22 protein-coding genes are annotated in these 18,871 nt (G+C 66.2%); 14 read left to right on the top strand and 8 right to left on the bottom strand.

Translation table 11 applies throughout. The annotated features are described in order from the left end of the window. Positions 1 to 361 precede the first annotated feature (361 nt). From BRADO_RS13245 to BRADO_RS13215, 7 genes are all read left to right on the top strand, one after another. On the top strand, positions 362 to 1,339 hold the full coding sequence (locus tag BRADO_RS13245; protein ID WP_011925836.1) for a TerC family protein: 978 nt from the start codon (positions 362 to 364) through the stop codon (positions 1,337 to 1,339). Positions 1,340 to 1,357: 18 nt separating this feature from the next. Further along, the gene (locus tag BRADO_RS13240) at positions 1,358 to 2,314 is read left to right on the top strand and encodes an exopolysaccharide biosynthesis protein (RefSeq protein WP_011925835.1); all 957 of its coding nucleotides are present in this window, start codon (positions 1,358 to 1,360) and stop codon (positions 2,312 to 2,314) included. A gap of 204 nt (positions 2,315 to 2,518) precedes the next feature. After that, the gene (locus BRADO_RS13235; RefSeq protein WP_011925834.1) at positions 2,519 to 4,249 is read left to right on the top strand and encodes a CYTH and CHAD domain-containing protein; all 1,731 of its coding nucleotides are present in this window, start codon (positions 2,519 to 2,521) and stop codon (positions 4,247 to 4,249) included. 81 nt (positions 4,250 to 4,330) lie between these two features. Continuing rightward, positions 4,331 to 4,543 (top strand): hypothetical protein, encoded by a 213-nt coding sequence (locus BRADO_RS13230; RefSeq protein ID WP_011925833.1) that lies wholly within the window; start codon positions 4,331 to 4,333, stop codon positions 4,541 to 4,543. Positions 4,544 to 4,738: 195 nt separating this feature from the next. Next, positions 4,739 to 5,911 (top strand): M20 aminoacylase family protein, encoded by a 1,173-nt coding sequence (locus BRADO_RS13225; protein WP_011925832.1) that lies wholly within the window; start codon positions 4,739 to 4,741, stop codon positions 5,909 to 5,911. A 252-nt stretch (positions 5,912 to 6,163) separates the two neighbouring features. Further along, positions 6,164 to 7,078 (top strand): DMT family transporter, encoded by a 915-nt coding sequence (locus BRADO_RS13220; protein ID WP_011925831.1) that lies wholly within the window; start codon positions 6,164 to 6,166, stop codon positions 7,076 to 7,078. Positions 7,079 to 7,131: 53 nt separating this feature from the next. Beyond that, positions 7,132 to 7,863: a hypothetical protein gene (locus tag BRADO_RS13215; RefSeq protein WP_011925830.1), complete on the top strand. Its 732-nt coding sequence runs from the start codon at positions 7,132 to 7,134 to the stop codon at positions 7,861 to 7,863. Positions 7,864 to 8,090: 227 nt separating this feature from the next. Here the strand turns inward: BRADO_RS13215 and BRADO_RS13210 are convergent, their stop codons facing one another. The 3 genes from BRADO_RS13210 to BRADO_RS13205 all read right to left on the bottom strand — a co-directional run bounded on the left by BRADO_RS13210 (position 8,091) and on the right by BRADO_RS13205 (position 10,449). Then, positions 8,091 to 9,104, bottom strand: coding sequence for an NAD(P)-dependent alcohol dehydrogenase (locus tag BRADO_RS13210; RefSeq protein WP_011925829.1), 1,014 nt, complete (start codon positions 9,102 to 9,104; stop codon positions 8,091 to 8,093). A gap of 137 nt (positions 9,105 to 9,241) precedes the next feature. Next, complete coding sequence (locus BRADO_RS34970; RefSeq protein ID WP_157872559.1) at positions 9,242 to 9,391, bottom strand: hypothetical protein; 150 nt, start codon at positions 9,389 to 9,391, stop codon at positions 9,242 to 9,244. Positions 9,392 to 9,519: 128 nt separating this feature from the next. Then, a complete protein-coding gene (locus BRADO_RS13205; RefSeq protein ID WP_244423032.1) occupies positions 9,520 to 10,449 on the bottom strand; it encodes an HWE histidine kinase domain-containing protein in 930 nt (309 codons plus the stop codon). A gap of 413 nt (positions 10,450 to 10,862) precedes the next feature. Here BRADO_RS13205 and BRADO_RS13200 point away from each other — a divergent pair, with 413 nt between their 5' ends. The 6 genes from BRADO_RS13200 to BRADO_RS13175 all read left to right on the top strand — a co-directional run bounded on the left by BRADO_RS13200 (position 10,863) and on the right by BRADO_RS13175 (position 14,621). Then, positions 10,863 to 11,276 carry a hypothetical protein gene (locus BRADO_RS13200; RefSeq protein WP_011925826.1) on the top strand — a complete coding sequence of 138 codons (414 nt, stop codon included), beginning with the start codon at positions 10,863 to 10,865 and terminating at the stop codon, positions 11,274 to 11,276. Between the two features lie 150 nt (positions 11,277 to 11,426). Beyond that, positions 11,427 to 11,606, top strand: a complete 180-nt coding sequence (locus BRADO_RS13195) for a hypothetical protein (RefSeq protein ID WP_157872558.1) — start codon at positions 11,427 to 11,429, stop codon at positions 11,604 to 11,606. 149 nt (positions 11,607 to 11,755) lie between these two features. Continuing rightward, a complete protein-coding gene (locus tag BRADO_RS13190) occupies positions 11,756 to 12,283 on the top strand; it encodes a thermonuclease family protein (protein ID WP_011925824.1) in 528 nt (175 codons plus the stop codon). 164 nt (positions 12,284 to 12,447) lie between these two features. Next, positions 12,448 to 13,551 (top strand): D-alanine--D-alanine ligase family protein, encoded by a 1,104-nt coding sequence (locus BRADO_RS13185; protein WP_011925823.1) that lies wholly within the window; start codon positions 12,448 to 12,450, stop codon positions 13,549 to 13,551. Positions 13,552 to 13,574: 23 nt separating this feature from the next. Further along, positions 13,575 to 14,204 carry a hypothetical protein gene (locus BRADO_RS13180; protein ID WP_011925822.1) on the top strand — a complete coding sequence of 210 codons (630 nt, stop codon included), beginning with the start codon at positions 13,575 to 13,577 and terminating at the stop codon, positions 14,202 to 14,204. A 201-nt stretch (positions 14,205 to 14,405) separates the two neighbouring features. Beyond that, positions 14,406 to 14,621, top strand: coding sequence for a hypothetical protein (locus tag BRADO_RS13175; protein ID WP_011925821.1), 216 nt, complete (start codon positions 14,406 to 14,408; stop codon positions 14,619 to 14,621). Positions 14,622 to 15,038: 417 nt separating this feature from the next. On the opposite strand, the gene BRADO_RS13170 is transcribed toward BRADO_RS13175, so the two are convergent. The 5 genes from BRADO_RS13170 to BRADO_RS13150 all read right to left on the bottom strand — a co-directional run bounded on the left by BRADO_RS13170 (position 15,039) and on the right by BRADO_RS13150 (position 17,114). Continuing rightward, positions 15,039 to 15,311, bottom strand: coding sequence for a hypothetical protein (locus tag BRADO_RS13170; protein ID WP_011925820.1), 273 nt, complete (start codon positions 15,309 to 15,311; stop codon positions 15,039 to 15,041). Positions 15,312 to 15,331: 20 nt separating this feature from the next. After that, entirely contained in the window at positions 15,332 to 15,736 is a 405-nt protein-coding gene (locus tag BRADO_RS13165) for a thiol-disulfide oxidoreductase DCC family protein (RefSeq protein WP_011925819.1), read from the bottom strand. A 140-nt stretch (positions 15,737 to 15,876) separates the two neighbouring features. Next, the gene (locus BRADO_RS13160) at positions 15,877 to 16,290 is read right to left on the bottom strand and encodes a GFA family protein (RefSeq protein ID WP_011925818.1); all 414 of its coding nucleotides are present in this window, start codon (positions 16,288 to 16,290) and stop codon (positions 15,877 to 15,879) included. 18 nt (positions 16,291 to 16,308) lie between these two features. Continuing rightward, positions 16,309 to 16,788 carry an SRPBCC domain-containing protein gene (locus tag BRADO_RS13155; RefSeq protein ID WP_011925817.1) on the bottom strand — a complete coding sequence of 160 codons (480 nt, stop codon included), beginning with the start codon at positions 16,786 to 16,788 and terminating at the stop codon, positions 16,309 to 16,311. Further along, positions 16,785 to 17,114, bottom strand: a complete 330-nt coding sequence (locus BRADO_RS13150; protein WP_041756453.1) for a helix-turn-helix transcriptional regulator — start codon at positions 17,112 to 17,114, stop codon at positions 16,785 to 16,787. The genes BRADO_RS13155 and BRADO_RS13150 overlap by 4 nt, the downstream gene beginning before the upstream one ends. Before the next feature lie 955 nt (positions 17,115 to 18,069). Here BRADO_RS13150 and murI point away from each other — a divergent pair. Next, a complete protein-coding gene (gene murI, locus BRADO_RS13145; RefSeq protein ID WP_011925815.1) occupies positions 18,070 to 18,867 on the top strand; it encodes a glutamate racemase in 798 nt (265 codons plus the stop codon). The last annotated feature ends 4 nt before the right edge of the window (positions 18,868 to 18,871 follow it).

Raw genomic sequence — 18,871 nt, 5'->3', positions numbered from 1 at the left:
GCCGCATGTCATCAAACTCCCAGAGCGCTCGAGAGAGCGCGATACCGCCAACGGTATCTGTCAGGTGAGAGAGTCCGACATCATAGTCATCGAGACTATCAGAGGGGCCCGGATCTCCGGCCTCCTGGAATTAGTTCGCGGGTGTCCCGCCGCAAGGCTGCGAGCAGGCAGACACTCTGTCGCACCTCGTCGTTCATGTTGCTGAACGAGAACGTCCCCTGCCCGCACTTGAAACCCGATCAGCGCAAACCTATGTCCTTAGCGTACCCCTGGTCCGGGCCCCTCTGGTGAAGCTGCCGGTGCGCTCACGATGTCGGACCTGACGACATCAACCTCACCGGCATGATCAAGAGGACCCGTCGTGGAATTCCTGCTCATCGCGTTTGCTGGCAAGCCTGTCTGGATGTGGCTTGCCTTTCTCGCAATCGTGCTCGCCCTCCTCGTTTTCGATCTCGGCATCGTCCATCGCAAGACGCGCGAAATCACCGTGCGTGAAAGCCTCGTGATGAGCGCCGTCTACATCATGCTCGCGCTCGTCTTTGGCGCCTGGGTGTGGTGGCAGCTCGGCGCCGAGGCCGGCACCGCCTATCTCACCGCCTTTACGATCGAGAAGGCGCTGGCGATGGACAACGTCTTCGTCATCGCGATGATCTTCAGCTATTTCGCGATCCCGCGCGCCTATCAGCACCGCGTGCTGTTCTGGGGCATCGTCGGCGTCATCGTGCTGCGCGCCGTCATGATCGGCCTCGGCGCCGCCATCGTTGCGCAGGCAAGCTGGATCCTCTACGTGTTCGCGCTGTTCCTGATCGCGACCGGCGTCAAGATGCTGGTGTTCAAGGACAAGCCGCATGACCTCGGCTCCAACCCCGCGCTGGTCTGGGTGCGCCGCCGCTTCGACGTCACCGAGCAGCTGCACGAGGAGCGTTTCTTCGTGCGCCAGAAGGACGCGAGCGGCAAGCCGACCCTGTTCATGACGCCCCTCTTCCTGGCGCTGATCCTGATCGAGTTCGCCGACATCATCTTCGCCGTCGACTCTGTGCCCGCGATCTTCGCGATCTCGACTGATCCGTTCGTGGTGTACACCTCGAACATCTTCGCGATCCTGGGTCTGCGCGCGCTGTACTTCGCGCTGGCTGCGATGGTCGACCGCTTCCAATATTTGAAGCTGGCGCTCGCCGCCGTGCTGATCTTCATCGGCTCGAAGATCTTCCTCGCCGACCTGCTGGGGCTGGAGAAGTTTCCGCCGGCACTCTCGCTCGGCATCACCTTCGGTCTGCTCGGCGCAGGCATCGCCTATTCGCTGTGGAAGACGCGGCCTGCGGCCGAGCCGGTGAAGTGAGAAACGGGAGATGACGGCGTGGCGATGAACGATGCCGCTTCCAGCGATGAGGTCGCATCATCCGGGCCGCGCCGTCACAACGGTCCGATCAGCCGGCGCCTGCTCGCGATCGCGCGCACGGTGCGATCGGAGGAGCCCTCGGTCGGCGAGTTGTTCGACCGGCTGGAGTCGGAGGGCCTCGGCCTCACCTTGCTGCTGCTGACGATCCCGGCGCTCATTCCGCTGCCCGGCCCATTCGGCATGGTGTTCGGCACCTGCGTCGCGCTGGTCGCGCTGCAGATCCTGTTCGGTGCCGAGCGGCTTTGGTTGCCCGAGGCCGTGCGCCGCCGGCCGGTGCCGCAGCGGCTGCTCCGCAAGATCATCCGCGCAGGCCTCGACTGGGCCGGCTATGCCGAGCGCGGCCTGCGCGAGGACCGGCTGGTCTGGCTGACCGGCCGTACCGCGCGGATGCTGCTGGCGCTGCCGCTGCTGCTGATGGCCATCACGATCATTCTTCCGATTCCGATGGGCAATGTCATGCCGGCATTGGCGCTGATCGCCGCGGCGATCGGCTTCATGGCCGGCGATGGTCTTGCCGTGCTGCTGTCGATGCTGATTGCCGCCGCAGCCGTGGTCTGGACGGCGGTGCTGCTCTACACCGGCGCGGCCGCCGCGGACTATGCCGCTACGCTCCTGGCGCATCTCGCCGTCGAGTTGCGCGTGATGCTGCAGAGCGTCGGCGTCGATCTCGGCTTTGCTGCGGGTGTGTCGACCGCGTTCGCGATCCTAACCGCCCTCATCGCCCTCACCTTCTGGATTCAGACGATACGCCACCGGCGCAGCAGGCGCCAGTCGCTCGATAAGCCGACGGATCCGCAGGAACGCTCACGGGCGATGGCCCGCCGCAGCCGCGGCCTCGTCACTGCGGCGAGCTTGGCGACGGCCGCCGCCGCGATCTTCATCGCAACGCGGCTGATGCTCACCGGCTGGATTTGAAGTTCCGGGAAGCGGACATTTTTTGGTGAGCGTCGGTCGGTCGCAGTGTCCGGCACTTGTCATTGAACTCGCAACAAAAAATGCGAGGGATGCGACTATCCTGCGCCCGACGGGGCGAGGGCCTGCAAGAATTGGCACTGTTCCTCGTGGCGGGCTGCGGTTATACGAGAGATGACTGTCATCAAACGGTTACAGAATCGACCAATGCCCGATTCGAACGCGACCGCGTCGATCCACGGTACCGATCGTGCGATCGAAGCGCCGGACGCAGGTCACGCTGCGCAAAGCGATCAAAGCCAGACTGCCGAGACTGAGCAGCTCGACGGCCAATTGAACCCTTCCGAAGGCGCTGCGGACACCGAGGCCATCGCGCCGACGCTTCCGGATCCTGAGGCTGGCGGCGGCCATGAGATCGAGCTCAAGCTCGTCGTCGATCCCGCACAGCTCTCCGGCTTCAACGCTTCCCCGATCGTCACCGCGCACGCGCGCAACAAGGGCGCGCGCAAGCATCTCAAATCCGTCTACTACGACACGCCGAAACAGGCGCTGTGGAAGAACGGCTTCACCTTGCGGGTCCGCCAGACCGGCGCGCGCTTCGTCCAGACCGTGAAGGTCCAACACAGCGACGACCCGCTCAAGCGCGGCGAATGGGAGGCCAGCGTCGCCTCACTGGAGCCGGATCTGTCGCTCGCAGCGGCGCTGTTGCCCGAGGAGCTGCGCGACATTCTCACGGACAACAAGCTGCAACCAGTGTTCACAGCCGACGTGCATCGCCACGCGCGCCTGCTCGATGTGCCCAATGCGGTGATCGAGATCGCGTTCGACAACGGCGTCATCAAGGCCGGCGAACGCAGCGAGGCGGTGAGCGAGATCGAGCTCGAGCTGAAGAGCGGCAGTCCGGCGGCGATCTACGAGATCGCGCTGCGGCTGGCCGAGCACGGCGACGTCAGGCCGTCGATCCGCAGCAAATCGGCGCGCGGCTTCGATCTCGCCGCCGGGCGTCCGCCGGGCGCCGAGAAGCCGCGGCGACAGGACCTCGATCCGGCGGTCTCGCTCGACGAGGCCTTCGCCATCGTTCTGCGCGGCAGTCTTCATCATTTGTTGCAGGCGCTGCCGGCCACCGAGGACGGCCGCGATCCGGAAGGCGTGCACCAGTTGCGCGTGGCGCTGCGCCGCCTGCGCGCCGCACTGCACATCATGCGTCCGCTGGGCACATCGGCTGCGCTCGAAGGCCTCGAAGCCGATGCGCGCTGGCTCGCGCAGAATCTCTCGGCGGCGCGCGACCTCGATGTGTTCCTGACCCAGACGCTGCCCGAGATCGCCGACGCCTGCGCCGTCGTCGCCGGCTTCGACACGTTGCGCTCGCTCGCGGAACGGCAGCGCGAGCTCGCCTATCGCAAGCTGCGCATCGCGCTGGCCGACCGTCGCTGCACCTCCTTCGTGCTCGGGCTCGGCGCGTGGATCGCGTCGCGCGGCTGGCGCAACGACGTGGCGCCGGATGAGCTCGGCCGCCTCGCCGGGCCGGCCATCGACTTCGCCGGTCACGTGCTGTCGGAGCGGCATCAGAAGGTGCTCAAGCGCGGCCGCCATTTCAAGAGGCTGCCGGCCGAGCGCCGGCACCGGCTGCGGCTCGCGCTGAAGAAGCTGCGCTACAGCATCGACTTCTTGCTGCCGCTCTATGGCGCGAGCAAGCCCGTGAAAAAATACGCCAGATCGCTCGCCGACCTGCAGGAGCAGCTCGGCTATTACAACGACATGGCGGTGACCGCCGGCGTGATCGCGACGCTCGGCACGACCTCGACCGACGCGGCCATCGCCGCCGCCGCGATCACCGGCTGGCATGCGCATGCGATGGCCGGCGTCGAAGATCCGCTGCGCGACGCATGGCGTGGCTTCACGAAGACGCCGACGCCGTGGCAACCCGAAGAGGCCTGACGCGTTGTCCAGTCCGGTCGTCGCGGCGTCGCATTGATCTGGTTCAAAGCTCGCCTCCGCGATGTGTGTCAGAGTGAACCTATGAAAATATCCAGCCTGACGTGCCCCCATTGTCATGCCGCCTATGAGATCGCGGAATCGACCTCCGCGGTGGGCACTCCCGGCCGGGCCGATTGCGGCATCTGCGGCACGCCGCTGGCCGCCTGGAACGAGCCGAAGCTGCGGGCCTTCCGTCTGGTGGTGCCGCCCGAGCACAAATACCCCCGCGTACCGGCGCCCGCTCCGCTCGCCTGACGCACGTTCCCAAATCCGGAACGGTCGGCATGGGTCCGCCGATATGGCTGCGCCACCGGCGCATGGCGCCATGGCCTGCCGCAACTTGCCTCGCTTTTTGGGCCGGGTCATAGTCGGTCATCGCAGCGGTGCTGCCGGCCGATATGGCCGCACGCTGCAGCGTCCCACCCCACCTCAGCGAGTCGTCCGGTCCTCATGCCCATCATCAACAGCATCGCCGCCCTGTCAGACGAAATGGCGGCCTGGCGCCACGATTTCCACGAACATCCCGAGCTTCTCTATGAGGTGCACCGCACGGCAGGCATCGTCGCCGACCGCTTGCGCGAATTCGGCTGTGACGAGGTCGTGACCGGCATTGGCCGCACGGGCGTGGTCGGCGTGATCCGCGGGCGCAAATCCGGCTCCGGCAAGACCATCGGGCTGCGCGCCGACATGGACGCGCTGCCGATCGAGGAGACCTCGGGCGTGCCCTACGCGTCGAAGACGCCGGGCCTGATGCATGCCTGCGGCCATGACGGCCACACCGCGATGCTGCTGGGTGCCGCGAAGTACCTCGCCGAGACGCGCAATTTCGACGGCACCGCGATCGTCATCTTCCAGCCGGCCGAGGAAGGCGGCGCCGGCGGCAAGGCGATGGTCGACGACGGGCTGATGACGCGCTGGGGCATCCAGGAGGTCTATGGCATGCACAACATGCCGGGCGTTCCCGAGGGCCATTTCCAGATCTCGCCGGGCGCGATGCTCGCATCCGCCGATGCGATCCACATCAAGGTCACCGGCAAGGGCGGCCATGGCGGCGCCGGCCCGCACAAGGCGGTCGACAGCATCCTGATCGCCGCGCAGATCGTCAACGCGCTGCAGTCGATCGTCGCCCGCAACGTCGATCCCTTGAAGTCGGCCGTCATCTCGATCTGCTCGATCCATGGCGGCACCACCTTCAACGTGATCCCCGAGACGGTAGAGATGCTCGGCACCGTCCGCACACTCGATCCCGAGGTCCGCGATCTCGTCGAGAAGCGCATCGTCGAAGTCGCCGAAGCCACCGCCCGCGCCTATGGCGGCTCGGCGGAAGCGATCTACGAGCGGAAATATCCAGTGACGATGAACCACGCGGCGCAGGCCGCCTTCGCCGCCGACGTTGCTCGCGATGTCGCCGGTGACGAGCGCGTCAACGACCGTGCCATTCCCCTGATGGGCGGCGAAGACTTCGCCTTCATGCTCGAAGCCCGCCCCGGCGCCTTCGTCTTCCTCGGCATGGGCCCCGGCAACGAGTGCCACCACCCGGCCTACCGCTTCAACGACAACATCCTCAGCGCCGGCGCCTCCTACTGGGTCAAGCTGGTCGAGAAGAGCATGCCGGCGAGCTGATCCGTTGATGAAAGCGTAGGGTGGGCGAGACAGCACGGCAGCGCCTTTGCCCACCCTACGGACTCGCGATCGTGGCTGGCAGCGAACGTGCACCAAGCTCCGTCATCGCGAGCGCAGCGAAGCGATCCAGGGGCGCAGAGCGCGAACCGCAATGGCACGCGCTTTCACCAATGATACTTCGTCCCGCATCGAAACCTCAGGCGCAGCAGCGCGGCTAGGAGAAGCCATCCTTCTCCCATCCGCGAGGCCCGCATGCAGCGCCGCTCCGACCTCACGACAGACCTCGCCCTCCTGCTGCTGCTCTCCACGTTGTGGGGGGCCTCCTACACCTTCATCAAGATCGGCGTGGAGACGATCCCGCCGCTCACCCTGATCGCCGCGCGCACGCTGATCGCCGGCCTGCTGCTCACAACCGTGCTCCGCGCCCGTGGGCTGGCCTGGCCGCGCGATCACGCGACCTGGCGCCGCTTCCTGGTCCAGGCCGGGCTGAACAGCGTCGTCCCGTTCACGCTGATCGCCTGGGCCGAGCGCACCGTCGAGGCCGGCCTCGCCACGATGCTGAATGCGACCTCGCCGATCTTCGCATTTCTGCTGACCGCGCTGATCACCCGCCACGAGCCCGTCACACTGCGCAAGCTCGTCGGCGTCGCGGCCGGCCTCGCCGGCACCTGCCTGATCGTCGGCGTCGAGGCGCTGCACGGGCTCGGCGAGCAATCAGGGGCTCAGCTCGCGATCGTCGCCGCCACCATCTGCTATGCGGGCGCGGCGATCGCCGGAAAGAGCTTCAAGGGCCTCGACCCGATGCTGCCCGCGGCGGGATCACTGCTGTCGGGCGCCGCGATCCTGATCCCGCTCGCGCTGGTCGTCGACCACCCCTGGACCCTGACGCCATCGCTCCGCTCGCTGCTTGCGCTCGTCGCGCTGGCAACCGCCTCCACCGCGGCTGCGATGGTGATCTATTTTCGCCTCGTGCAGACCCTCGGCTCGATCGGCGCGACAGCGCAATCCTATCTGCGGGTCCCGGTCGGCGTGGCGATCGCAGTCACCGCCCTCGGCGAGCACCTCGCGCCGACGGCCTGGATCGGCCTCGCCTGCATCGTCCTCGGCGTCGTCGCGATGACGCTGCCGGCGCTCAAGACGAAGATGAATGATCCAGCCAAAGGTTGACCGCACACGCCAGTGCTGCTTTTCACCGGGGACGGCAACGCTGGATCGTTCAAATGCAATATATCTTCGTCACGGTTCTCATCGCGCTGGCGACCGCGATCACTCCTGCTGCAGCATGGGCCGACATCCCCTATGCGATGTCGCAGCATCCGTCGCAGGACGGCCGCTGCAAGGGCGACACCGGCAAGGCGGATCTCGATCGCGACGAGCAGGCCTGCCTCGCTCAGCTCAAGGACGTCGCCCGGCGCAACGGCAAGGCGCTGGAGATCACATTCAGGGATGGTTTCACCAGAAGCTACGTGACCCGGCTTCCGGATGATCTGCTCGGACACGAGGACGACTCGGTCGAGTACAAGCTGGTGGGCTACTTTCCAGAGCACGAACTGCTGCTGATCGAGATCGGCTATTGGGAGGGCGTGGAATGGATGCTGCTGCGGCTCAATCGCGGCATAGAGACCAAGATCCATTCGCCGCCGCACTGTTCGCCGAACCACCGCTGGCTGTTTTCGGTCTGCTCCAGCGAAGGTCCCTCCGGCTGCGGCAACGGCATGGACATCGTCGCCACGCCGTTGAACCTCAAGCTGGGGGGCTGGTCCTATCTCGTCCCCGACGACGACTACACGTTCTACGAATTCGCCGGCTGGGATGGCGACGACCGCGTGAAGCTCATCGCGACCTTCAAGGTCGGGCAGGAGATGAAGCCGTTCCCAGCCGCGGTCGAACGCGTCAATGGCCGCTGGCAGCTCAAACTACCCAAGCAGCATCCCCCATCGCCGCGACGCTAGCAGCCCGTCTCTCTCCGCCCGTCATTCCGGGGTGGCGCGAAGCGACGAGCCCGGATTCCATACCCCCGAACGATCTTGTACCGACGACTGGCTCGACGATCATTGGCGCCATACACGCTCCCGTGGGTATGGATTCCGGGCTCGCGCTGGCGCGCGCCCGGAATGACGGCGGCAAGAGCGGACTGCGGCAACGCGTGTGTGGTGTGCGGTAGAGACGGCTGCAACCGTCAGCCAAACGCGATCGCGACCTTGCCGACATGCGCGCCGCTCGACATGTAATGGAACGCCTCGCGGGCCTCGGCGAAGGCGAACACGCGGTCGACCACCGGCTTGACCTGGTGCAGCGCCAGCGCATTGGCGAGCGCCTGCAGGTCGTCGACGGAGCCGACCGTGACGCCCTGCAGCCGCTGCTGCTGCATCACCATCAGCGGCAGGCGCAGCTCGGATGCCGGCGCGCCGGCGAGGACGCCGATGAAGGCGATGATGCCGCCGATTCTGGTGGCGCGGATCGACTCGTTGAGCGTGCCGACGCCGCCGACCTCGACCACGAGATCGACGCCGTGCCGGGTGATCTCGCGTGCGTGCTTGCCCCAGTCCGGCGTGGTCTTGTAGTTCAGTGTCACCTCGGCGCCGAGCTCCGTCAGCCGCGCGATCTTCGCCTCGCTCGACGACGTCGCGATCACCCGCGCGCCGGCCAGTTTCGCGATCTGCAGTGCGAAGATCGACACGCCGCCGGTGCCCTGGGTCAGCACGGTCTGGCCCGGCCGGATGCCGCCGAGCTTGACCACCGCGCTCCAGGCGGTGACGCCGGCGCACGGCAAGGTCGCCGCCTCGATGTCGGTGAGATGCGCCGGCGTTCTCACCAGCGCCTGCGCGGGAAAGATGCGATATTCGCTCAACGTGCCGTCGACCGCGCCGCCGAGCGCGCCGCGCATCTTGGTCTCGCTCGGCTCGCCGCCTGTCCAGCTCTCGAAGAAGCTGCCGATCACCCGGTCACCGGGCGCAAATGTGGATACGCCCTCGCCGACCGCCTCGACGACCCCGGCGCCGTCCGACAGCGGCACCAGCGGAAATTTCTGCCTGGAGCCGTAGCCGCCCTTTACCGTGAGCAGATCGCGATAATTGAGGCTGACGGCGGCGATCCGCACCAGCACCTCGCCGCGCGCGGGCGTCGGCACGGGTTTGTCGACCAGCGCCAGCGCATCGATTCCGCCCGGTCCTTGCAGCTCATAGCATTTCATCGGATGTCTCCCGCCCCTGCACGCGCGTCACTCCCGCGCGGCGTTTGCGCGATGGTGAGACGTTTCGCGCCGGCGATCAAGCAGCCGCTCGTTCCGCGACACGGACAACTGGTGTCCGCCACCGTCAGGTCGTCTCATCAGGGTGTAGGCAGATCGGGGCGATCGATGCGGCCGTCGTCGATCAGCGGGATGACGACATGGTTGAGAACATAGTCGGTGCCGAGCCAGGTGATCACGATCGAGATCAGCAGCACTCCCAGCACCAGCATCATGTCACGTCGGTCCATCTAGAACATACGCGGCAGCGATGCGCCCGTTTCAGACCGGCAATCATGGAACCGACCTCGTCCCACGAGGAACCTCATCACCTCGTCGATGCGGATCCGGGCGATGGATCGGCACGCCGGCAAACGGACTACACGTCCGCATCGAACCTGATGCGGCACACGAGACCAATCTCGCGATAATCCTGCTCGATGCTGCCGCCGATGGCCGCGAGGCTGGCGCGGATCATGCGCGTGCCGAACCCCTCGCCCGCCGGCGGCGTGACGGGATGGCCCGACAGCTCGCGCCAGGTGACGGAGCTGCGTCCGCCATCCTGCGCGAGCAGCACCTCGAGCCGGCCGCGATCGCCGCGCAGCGCTCCGTACTTCACCGCGTTGGTCGCGAGCTCGTGAAACACCAGCGCAAGATTGCGGATCGCCTCGGGGCCGAGCGGCAGGTCCGGTCCCTCCACCGCCACCAGGCCGGAGGCGCGATAGGGCTGCAGCTCGGCATCGAGCAGCATGCGCAGCGTCATGACGCGCTGGCTCGACCACGCGATCGTGTTGGCGCGCGCGACCGCATCGAGCCGGAGCGCGATCGCCTCCCCCTTGTCGTGATCCTCATTCGACAGGCTGGAGCGGACGATCGATTGGAACACCGCCAGCTGATTATTGACGCGATGCCTGAGCTCGGCGAGCAGCAGCTCGCGCGCAAGCTCGCTGCGCTTCAGCTCCAACAGCGCGTCGCGACAGAGATTGGCGAGCCAGATGACCAGCGCCGACGCCGCGAGAAACGCGACGAGATTGACCGCCTCCTCATGACCCGGACGATCGGTGAAGCCGATCAGCACGACCGCGGCCGACAGCCACGCGGCAAAAATGGCCGCCGGCAGTCCGCCGACCAGCGTCGCGAACAGAATGGCCGGAAAGAACGGCGCATAGGACAGTGTCGCACCGGCCTCGTCGAGCCCGGCGCGACTCGCAGTGGACAGAGCGACGGCAACAGCCGTGAGCAGAAACGTGGTTGGCGACCACGGCCTGCGTCGAACGATCCAATTCGAAAAAATCTGACCCGCGCGCACGATTGACCCCGAGCGCAAGGTCTATCGCCGGGTGTGCTGCGGAACAAGCTCAAAGGAACTGCCGAAGCCACTCAAAATTTTTGGAACTTTTTTCGTGTAGTTGCGTTGAGCTGCATTGTTTTCGCCGGGCGGAACTGAATGTGCGCGACGTGAAATCCCGTCCGCCATTGCGGCTCCGACCTAAGCATCGGAGCGGCTGCGCCAGAAAGCGCGCTGAGACGATGAACTGCCGCCCGCGAGTGTCCACTCGCTGATCGCGAAGATGGCTCGTCCCAAAAAGTCATACTAGCAATTTGTCTCTGCGACCCCGGCGGTATCGTAGCGCCACCCGCGAAAGGCCTTGTATCTGTTCGCATCGGGCCCGCTAACCCTAGCGGCTTGCCGATGCGCCCCGCAGCGCCGATCATGCCGGCATGACGACGAAATCGCGCGAGAGACTTTATGGTGCCGGCATCCGCATCGCGCAGGAGCAGGCCGCGCGCGCCCGCAAGGAAGCCGACCGTCTCGCGTGCGACGCCTGGAACAAGCGCATGCTCGGCTACAAGGGCCCCGCGCAACCTTCGCCGCTGCTCGGCGACGCGCTCAACGCCGGCTACTACTATCTCGAAGTGCGCTGCCTCGGCTGCGACACCAATCAGACCGTCGCGCTCGACATCATCAGACGCGCCAAGACCACGCCGATCCACGAGCTGGAGCGCTACATGCGCTGCCAGGATTGCTCGCGGCGCACTGGACGCCCTTATAAGCGCAGCGCGCTGGTGGCCTTGCGCGAGACCAAGATCTCGGCCGCATATCCGGCGTCGACATGGTGGCCTGGCGAGCGTTAGCGCGCGCTTGTTCGGTCAGCGCATCACAAGCGCCTTTCAAAGGTACCCTGATCGGGCCACGAACGAGCCGATCGAAAAATCTTCGGACGCAGCGGAACAATGTTGATCAACCGTGGTTTCGAAACTTGCCGGCGCGCAGGGAAGCGGAACATGTCACAGTTGATGACGCAGCCAGAAAAGCTGCGGGCCGACGCAGCGGAATGCGCGCTGATCCGCGATCTCGCCACCGACCGCGACAAGCGCGAGCTGTTCGCCCGCCTGGCGGAGCATCTGAGCTCGCTCGCCGCCGAGGTCGAGCGCGCCGCACGCGACAGACACCCATCCCGCTGACCTTCGAGCGTTGATCGCACGCAGCAGTCGAATAGCGGCCTGCTGATCTCGCAGCGGTCGCCACATCGCGCGCCACGCCTTGGGTATAAGACCGCATGATCGGCGGTCGATTCGCGATCCGACGATCGAACCCTCAGCGCCAGGTGCCGATGTTGCGACGATCCCTCCTCTCCCTCGCCTGTGTCGGTCTCTTCATTCTCGCCATCAAGCCTCTCGCCGCCGCCGATCTGATCGGCCGCGCCAGCATCGTCGACGGCGACACGCTGGACATTCATGGCGCGCGCATCCGCCTCTGGGGCATCGATGCGCCCGAGAGCGCGCAGCTCTGCCGCGGCCGCGACCGCAAGCCGTATCGCTGTGGCGCGCTGGCCGCCAACATGCTGGATGGCTTGACGCGCGGCAGGCTCGTGCGGTGCACGCCCGTCGACGGCGACCGCTACGGTCGCATCGTCGCGCGCTGCGCTGCCAGCGGCGGCGATCTCGGACGGTTCATGGTGTCGCGCGGCCTGGCGATCGAGGAGCCGCAATATTCGCACGGCGCCTACATGACGGACCAGTTCGCCGCCCGCCGCGCCGCCCGCGGCATCTGGTCGGGCCGCTTCGTCGAGCCGCCGCGCTATCGCAACTGCATGCATTCGGGCGGCAGCATTGCCGTGTGCTCCGATGGCGACCGCTAGCGAGCGACCGAGGCGCGGCCGGACCTCTCCTCATCCGCGCCGCGCATGGGGCGCGGCGACGGCGACGCGAGGTGTCGGATATCTGCCGGCAAGGCACGTCAATTGCCACGCGCCGGCCTCTCGCGCTACGGTCGTCACGTCGTGGCTCAGCCTGGTGACGGACGATGACTTCAGAACGAATCCGTGTGGCGATCCTGTTCGGCGGGCGCTCGGCGGAGCATGACGTCTCACGCGCGTCGGCTGCCAACATCTTTCGCTCGCTCGATGCCGGCCGCTACGCGCTGACGCTGATCGGCATCACCCATGACGGCCGCTGGGTGCTCGCCGACGCCGTCAATGATGCGACCAGTGCGGCGCTGATCGTGCCTGCCGATGGCCCGCAAATCGTGCTGCTGCCTGCGGGCCGGGGCCGCGCGCTCGCCATCGACGGCAGCGCTGCCGCCCCGCGCGAACTCGCCTTCGACGTGATCTTTCCGGTGCTGCATGGTCCGAACGGCGAGGACGGCACCGTGCAGGGCGCGCTCGAGCTCGCCGATGTCGCCTATGTCGGCGGGCGCGTGCTCGGCTCGGCGGCGGCGATGGACAAGGACGTCGCCAAGCGGCTCTTGCGCGATGCCGGCCTGCCGATCGTTCCGTTCGTCACCATGACGGCTGCATCCCCGGTGAGCTACGACGACGCCGCCCGCGCGGTGGGCTCGTCCGAGCTGTTCGTCAAGCCCGCCAATCTCGGCTCCTCCGTCGGCATCTCCAAGACGCGCGACGCAGCCGAGTTCGAGGCCGCCTGCCAGCTTGCGTTGCGCTTCGATCGCAAGATCCTGATCGAGCGCTGCATCGCGCCGGTGCGCGAGATCGAATGCGCCGTGCTGGAGCATGCCGACGGCCAGATCAAAGCCTCGGAGCTTGGCGAGATCGTGCCGGCGAACAGCCACGGCTTCTACTCTTACGAAGCCAAATACACCGACGCCAACGGCGCCGCGCTGCACGTCCCGGCGCAGGTCGAGCCGGCCGTCGCGCAGCGCATCCGCAAGATGGCAACCGAGGTGTTCGGCGCGCTCTGCTGCGAGAGCCTCGCACGCGTGGACTTCTTCGTCAGGGGCGACGAGATCTACGTCAACGAGGTGAACACCCTTCCCGGCTTCACCAATATCAGCATGTATCCGAAGATGTGGGAGGCCGCCGGCCTGCCCCAGCCCGCGCTGATGGACGAGCTGGTCGCGCACGCGCTGGCGCGGCATGCAAGGCTGCGGGAGCTGGCGTCGCAGCGGTGAGTCCTTTGACCGGCATGAGGATCATGCGTCGCTTTCCCGTCGCGCAAGTTATGATCACCGCACTCTGTCTGATTACCGCGGCCGCGCCCGCGCGCGGCGACGACGAGGCCTCGCATATAATAAAGCTCGAGAACCGCGATTTCGACGGCATCAACTTCAAGGGGCAAACCGGATTCGAGATTCACGATCCGGACCTCTTGCCGAGGCAGCTCGTACGAGCCATCGAACAGACCGGCTGCCGGTACAAGGAGGATCTCAAATCGCGACCGGTCCGCTTCCTTGTCATCGAGCGGCGAAAGTTCGCGATTGTCCCATGCTTCGCCATGGTCGGGCGCGAACAGATGTTCGATCTCGCGGATATAAGGCGGCCGCAACTTCAACGGTTCGCGATGGCTGCCCCGGATCGCGGCTTTATTGTCGCCCCGGAGCCGGGCGTGATCGCTTGGAACAGTGAGAAGAGCGTGTTCGAAGTCGAGATCCGGTCGGACTTGTGCGGCGATCCGGCCACCCGCTACACTTATCGTCTAGGCCAATATGATTCAGGGCCGGCGCTCGTTCGCATCGACGTCCAGAAGGAAAGCTGCCGGCACGACGATGACTGGGCGACGGTCTGGGACGCCCCGGCTTGGCCGAAGCGGCAGGATCTGCGTTAGCCCTCAGGGCGGGCAGAGGCGCAGCCGTGCCGTCGCCTCGCATCAGGCTCGTCATGGCGTCATACCCCCTCTCGCAACGCAGGCCGCCTGTCCCCATGGTTCGCGACACGACAGCGATCAGCCGACACACGCCCGGGCCGACACATGCCCGCCATACGCCGCCGCTACCAATCGTACGGGATCGCCTTGACGAGGAGCACCATGGCCGACAACGACCTCGACGTCTACCTGACCGCGCGCAACGTGCTGGTCGAATTGCGCCTGAATTTGGCCAAGGCCGTCGCGGCCGGCTACAAGAAGGGCGAAACGGAAACTGCGGTGAAGAGCCTCGTCGAGGTCCAGCAGGCGATCGACGTGATTGATCACGCGAGCGAGGAGCTGGAAGAGCTCGAGGAAGCCGAGGACGACGAGGACTGAGGTGGGGCCCGGAAACGCCGTGGCCCGCTACGTTGACGGTCCTCGGGGTGGGCACCCACCTCTCACGAGCGATGTCATGGCCAACGACGCCGCCGGATAAAGCGCCCTCTCCCCTTGTGGGAGAGGGCTGGTACGACCGATCCGCATGCGCGGTCGGGTATCTCTCCGCATTTAATATTTGTGGAGAGATATCCCTCACCCAAGTGAATATGCCGCGCCACCTACATGCCCTCTCCCACAAGGGGAGCGGGCACGGTTACTGGCACCGCGCTCCTGTTCGGCAATGCCGGCATCAGCGCTACCAAGTGGCGCAACGACGCCAGACCACCGCGTAGCTCGCAAATTGCTGAAGACTTCCCTCGATATCAGGATGGCTTGGGACGGTGGACTGCCGCTCACATCCCCGGCGCAGATCGATCAGAGCAAGGTCGTGACTTCATAGATGAGCACGGCGGCCCCGAGGCAGCGCCGCCAGGGATTGGCGCCGCGCGCGATTTCGTCGACGGCCCAGACGACGAGACTGGCTTTCACCAGGCAATCCAGCTTGTCGCCGGTCGGGCCCTGCGGATGCCAGATCCAGCCGACGGCGCTGCCCAGCAGCGCGATCCACAGCGCCGGGTTCGGCATCTGCGCGATCGTGATCTCGCCGGTCGCAGGGTTGCGGAAGAACCAGTCGATGAAGCGCGACATCGCGCCGCCAGCCTGCCCGGTCACGCTCCGCGTCCCTCCTGCTCCCGACGCTGGAGGATGCGCCCAAGGCCGCGGGAGATCAGCGGCCGCACCGGAAGGAACAATCGGTAGCCCAGCTCCAGGACCGCCAGCGCTCCAGGCAGCGACGCCACACGCGCTGCCCAGCGCCACCGCGGCAAACGCCGCCAGACCTCGACAAATGCCGCGGCGCCCGAAAGCAGGCGCCCATCACCGGCGCGCACATGAAACCGCGCCATCGCCTGCTGCTGGGTCATGCCGTCCGGAGTCTCGGCGCCGGCTTGCGAGATGTCGACGAAGCACAGCGCGCCCGCCTCGTCCGTGCGGCTGTAGTAACCAATCTCCGCCTGGCACAGCGGACATGAGCCGTCGAAGTAGACGGTCGATGGTGCAGGCTCTGGACCCACGGGAATCTCCTATACACCGACTCCGGTGCCGGAGCATAAACGCGCCAGCGAGCGGTTTGGGTCTGTGGTTCGGAGATTTCGGTGAAGCGTATCCTATCAGACGATGGTGACCAGCCGGCACTGTCACCGCAGAGCCCCATTCACCGCGGCGGCATCTTCTCGAATGTCGGCACCGCCGGGTCGAGATGATCCCAGGCCTGCCCGGCCGCGGTCCAGGACACCAGTTGCGGCTTGTAGCGGCTGGGATCGTCGAGGCTCGCAGGCGTCACGATGAACACGTCCGGCATCGCCGGGAACGTCATGTGCATCGACGAGCCGCAGGTCGGACAGAAGGCGCGCCGCTTCACGGTGCCGCCGTCACCCGTCGTCGCCCAGTGAGACACCTCGCCGTCGACCTTCACCTCCGCCGCGACGAAGGTGAGGTGCGACTGATGCCCGGTGCCGCTGTCGCGCTGGCATTGCCGGCATTGGCAATCCAGCATCACCGCGGGCTCACCCTTGATCTCGTAGCGCACTGCGCCGCAGGCGCAGCCGCCGGCATAGACGTTCGTCATGATGGTTCTCCGTTGGCGTCAATGCGGCCGCTGCGGCGATGTCTCGTCGCCGACGAGCTGATCGAGCTTCTTGACCACCGTCTTCCAGCCCTCGCCCATCTTGCGATACGCGGTCTCGTTGGCCGGCAGCACGAAGCCGGAATGGACGAGGCGAAGCCGCGTGCCGTTGTCCGCTCTGGCAAGGCTGAAGGTGACCACCGTCGCCAATGGCGCGCCGTAGCCGACATTGCTGGCGTGGCCGCCTGTCCAGGCGTAGGACAGCCGCTCGTTCGGCACGACCTCCAGCACCTCGCAGTGAATGGTGCCGTCCCATTCGCCGGCCGGCGTGGTCTGGAAGGTGAAGCGCGTCCCCACCACAGCCGCAAACCCCTTTGGCGCCATCAGCCAGCGGCCGATCAGTTCGCCATTCGTCAGCACCCTCCAGATGACATCAGGCGCATGCGGGAAGATCTCCTCCACCACGATGGCCTGCGTGTCTGGCTTCACGTTCTGATTCATGGATCGATGTCCTTCAGCAGTTTCCTCAGGTCGGCGAAGCGCTCGCGCCAGAAGGCGCCGTAATGACTCATCCAGTCGGCCAGCGGCTCCAGCCCGCGTGGCTCGGCGCGGTAGTAGACCTTGCGACCCTCGGGGCGCTCGCAGACCAGACCGGCCTGCTTCAGCGCTTTCAGATGCTGCGAGATCGCGCCCTGCGTGACCGTGCTGCCGCGGGTCAGCTCCACCACGGTGATCTCGTCGGCGTCGACGATGCGCTCGAACACCGCGCGCCGGGTGGGATCAGCCAGGGCCCGCATGACGGTTGTGATGGTTTCGGGATGGATCATGCCAAAACAATAGCGACCACTAATTCATTAGTCAATGCTAATTATTCTGACTTTGCAACCGTCCGCCGCTCTGACCCAATCAGCCGAAAATCCGAATTTAAAGACTTCCGTTTTTCGGAAGACAATGCTATGTTGCTGCGTCCCGTCCCACTTGAGGGGCGCATCGCGATCGTCACGAGCGTTGGGTGCGGGATGCGGTGGGCGTATCGGGTTGCAGCGTGAGCGATCATGCCGACGAACCATCCGATGCGCACGGCGAAGTCGTGTGGTCCTGGTCTCCCGGTGCCGAGATCAAGCCTGCGCTGCCAAGTCTGGACGAGCGCGCAAGGCGACGGGGTCAAAAGCCGGTCCCCGGGGAGAGCACGTATAAGCCGTTCCAACCAACGCGCGGGGAAGGCCGGATGATCCGGCCCGTACCTGTGGTGACTGCCGCCTGCTTTTTTTGCTGCAGGCGGGCCATGGGTGCGACCGGCACCCGGCCTTCCCCGCGCCCTCATTCTGGAGAGGGCGAAGAGATCAGCAACACTCGGACGCGACAGCGGGTGCGAGGATGAGACCGCATGTTTCACCGCCGTCATTGCGAGGAGCAGAGCGACGAAGCAATCCGGAGTCGTGGGCGGGACTCTGGATTGCTTCGCTTCGCTCGCAATGACGCCCGTATTGACCATCGTCGTCCCGAAGAAGCAGCGGCGGCGCGGCGCCGGCGCAGGACCCATCAAACCGCGGCGGTCGCGGGAGGCACGACGGAGCAGCCAGCCTTTGCGCCAATATCCGCCCGTGGTTATGGATCCCGGGTGCGCCGGGATGACACTGAAGGTTTGGTCGCATCGGGGGCTCACCGATGCATGTTTGAACCTTCGCGACCACCATTGGAACACATCGGGACGCCCTGCTCCCGGCAAATGCCGCGGAAAAACCCCCTGAACCCAGCGCCACCATCCGGTACACTCGCGCCGTGACCCACCGCCCGACGATTCTTGTGTTCGACTCCGGCCTCGGCGGCCTCAGCGTGTTGCGCGAGGTGGTGCGCGCGCGGCCCGATGCACACTACGTCTATGTGGCCGACGACGCGTTCTTTCCCTACGGCCACCACAGCGAGCCGGCGCTGGTTGCGCGCGTGGTGCCGCTGATGGGCGAGCTGATCTCAGCCCACCGGCCTGACCTGATCGTGATCGCCTGCAACACCGCCTCGGTGCAGACGCTGGCGCCGCTGCGCGCCGCCTATGCGACGCCGTTCGTCGGCACTGTGCCGGCGATCAAGCCGGCCTGCGCGCAATCCAGGACCAAGCGCGTCTCCGTGCTCGGCACAAAGGCCACGGTGCAGCGGGAATACACCCATGCGCTGATCCGCGACTTCGCGCAGGGCTGCGCCGTGACCTTGGTCGGCTCGCCGGAACTGGCCTCGCTCGCCGAGGCGGCGCTCAGCGGAACCGGCGTCAGCGACGATGCGATCGCCATGGAGATCGCGCCCTGCTTCACCGGCGATGCCGGCGATCCCACCGCCCGCACTGACGCGGTGGTGCTGGCCTGCACGCATTATCCGTTGCTGCTCGACCGGCTGCAGCGGCTGGCGCCCTGGCCAGTCGCCTGGATCGATCCGGCTCCCGCGATCGCGCGCCGCGTCGTCGACCTGCTCGGCCCGCAGTCGGGCCGCGTCGATCACGGCGGTGCCACCATGATCTTCACCTCGAACAAGCCGCATCAGCTCAGCCGCGTGCTGACGCCCTATTTCGGCGGCCGCGTGCCCGCCTGACGGA

Origin of the sequence: Bradyrhizobium sp. ORS 278 (assembly GCF_000026145.1) — a bacterium.
Lineage (GTDB): Bacteria > Pseudomonadota > Alphaproteobacteria > Rhizobiales > Xanthobacteraceae > Bradyrhizobium.
The sequence above is the reverse complement of the archived record's forward strand: the minus strand, read 5'-3'. Positions and strand labels throughout refer to the sequence as shown.

Coding starts and splice junctions, on each gene's coding strand:
- BRADO_RS13210 (WP_011925829.1), bottom strand. CDS start 9,104: ATGAAATGCTATGAGCTGCAAGGACCGGGCGGAATCGATGCGCTGGCG.
- BRADO_RS13230 (WP_011925833.1), top strand. CDS start 4,331: ATGAAAATATCCAGCCTGACGTGCCCCCATTGTCATGCCGCCTATGAG.
- BRADO_RS13170 (WP_011925820.1), bottom strand. CDS start 15,311: ATGTCGCGCTTCATCGACTGGTTCTTCCGCAACCCTGCGACCGGCGAG.
- BRADO_RS13215 (WP_011925830.1), top strand. CDS start 7,132: ATGCAATATATCTTCGTCACGGTTCTCATCGCGCTGGCGACCGCGATC.
- BRADO_RS13195 (WP_157872558.1), top strand. CDS start 11,427: ATGTCACAGTTGATGACGCAGCCAGAAAAGCTGCGGGCCGACGCAGCG.
- BRADO_RS34970 (WP_157872559.1), bottom strand. CDS start 9,391: ATGGACCGACGTGACATGATGCTGGTGCTGGGAGTGCTGCTGATCTCG.
- BRADO_RS13220 (WP_011925831.1), top strand. CDS start 6,164: ATGCAGCGCCGCTCCGACCTCACGACAGACCTCGCCCTCCTGCTGCTG.
- BRADO_RS13155 (WP_011925817.1), bottom strand. CDS start 16,788: ATGAATCAGAACGTGAAGCCAGACACGCAGGCCATCGTGGTGGAGGAG.
- BRADO_RS13160 (WP_011925818.1), bottom strand. CDS start 16,290: ATGACGAACGTCTATGCCGGCGGCTGCGCCTGCGGCGCAGTGCGCTAC.
- BRADO_RS13180 (WP_011925822.1), top strand. CDS start 13,575: ATGCGTCGCTTTCCCGTCGCGCAAGTTATGATCACCGCACTCTGTCTG.
- BRADO_RS13175 (WP_011925821.1), top strand. CDS start 14,406: ATGGCCGACAACGACCTCGACGTCTACCTGACCGCGCGCAACGTGCTG.
- BRADO_RS13235 (WP_011925834.1), top strand. CDS start 2,519: ATGCCCGATTCGAACGCGACCGCGTCGATCCACGGTACCGATCGTGCG.
- BRADO_RS13190 (WP_011925824.1), top strand. CDS start 11,756: ATGTTGCGACGATCCCTCCTCTCCCTCGCCTGTGTCGGTCTCTTCATT.
- BRADO_RS13150 (WP_041756453.1), bottom strand. CDS start 17,114: ATGATCCATCCCGAAACCATCACAACCGTCATGCGGGCCCTGGCTGAT.
- BRADO_RS13225 (WP_011925832.1), top strand. CDS start 4,739: ATGCCCATCATCAACAGCATCGCCGCCCTGTCAGACGAAATGGCGGCC.
- BRADO_RS13185 (WP_011925823.1), top strand. CDS start 12,448: ATGACTTCAGAACGAATCCGTGTGGCGATCCTGTTCGGCGGGCGCTCG.
- BRADO_RS13200 (WP_011925826.1), top strand. CDS start 10,863: ATGACGACGAAATCGCGCGAGAGACTTTATGGTGCCGGCATCCGCATC.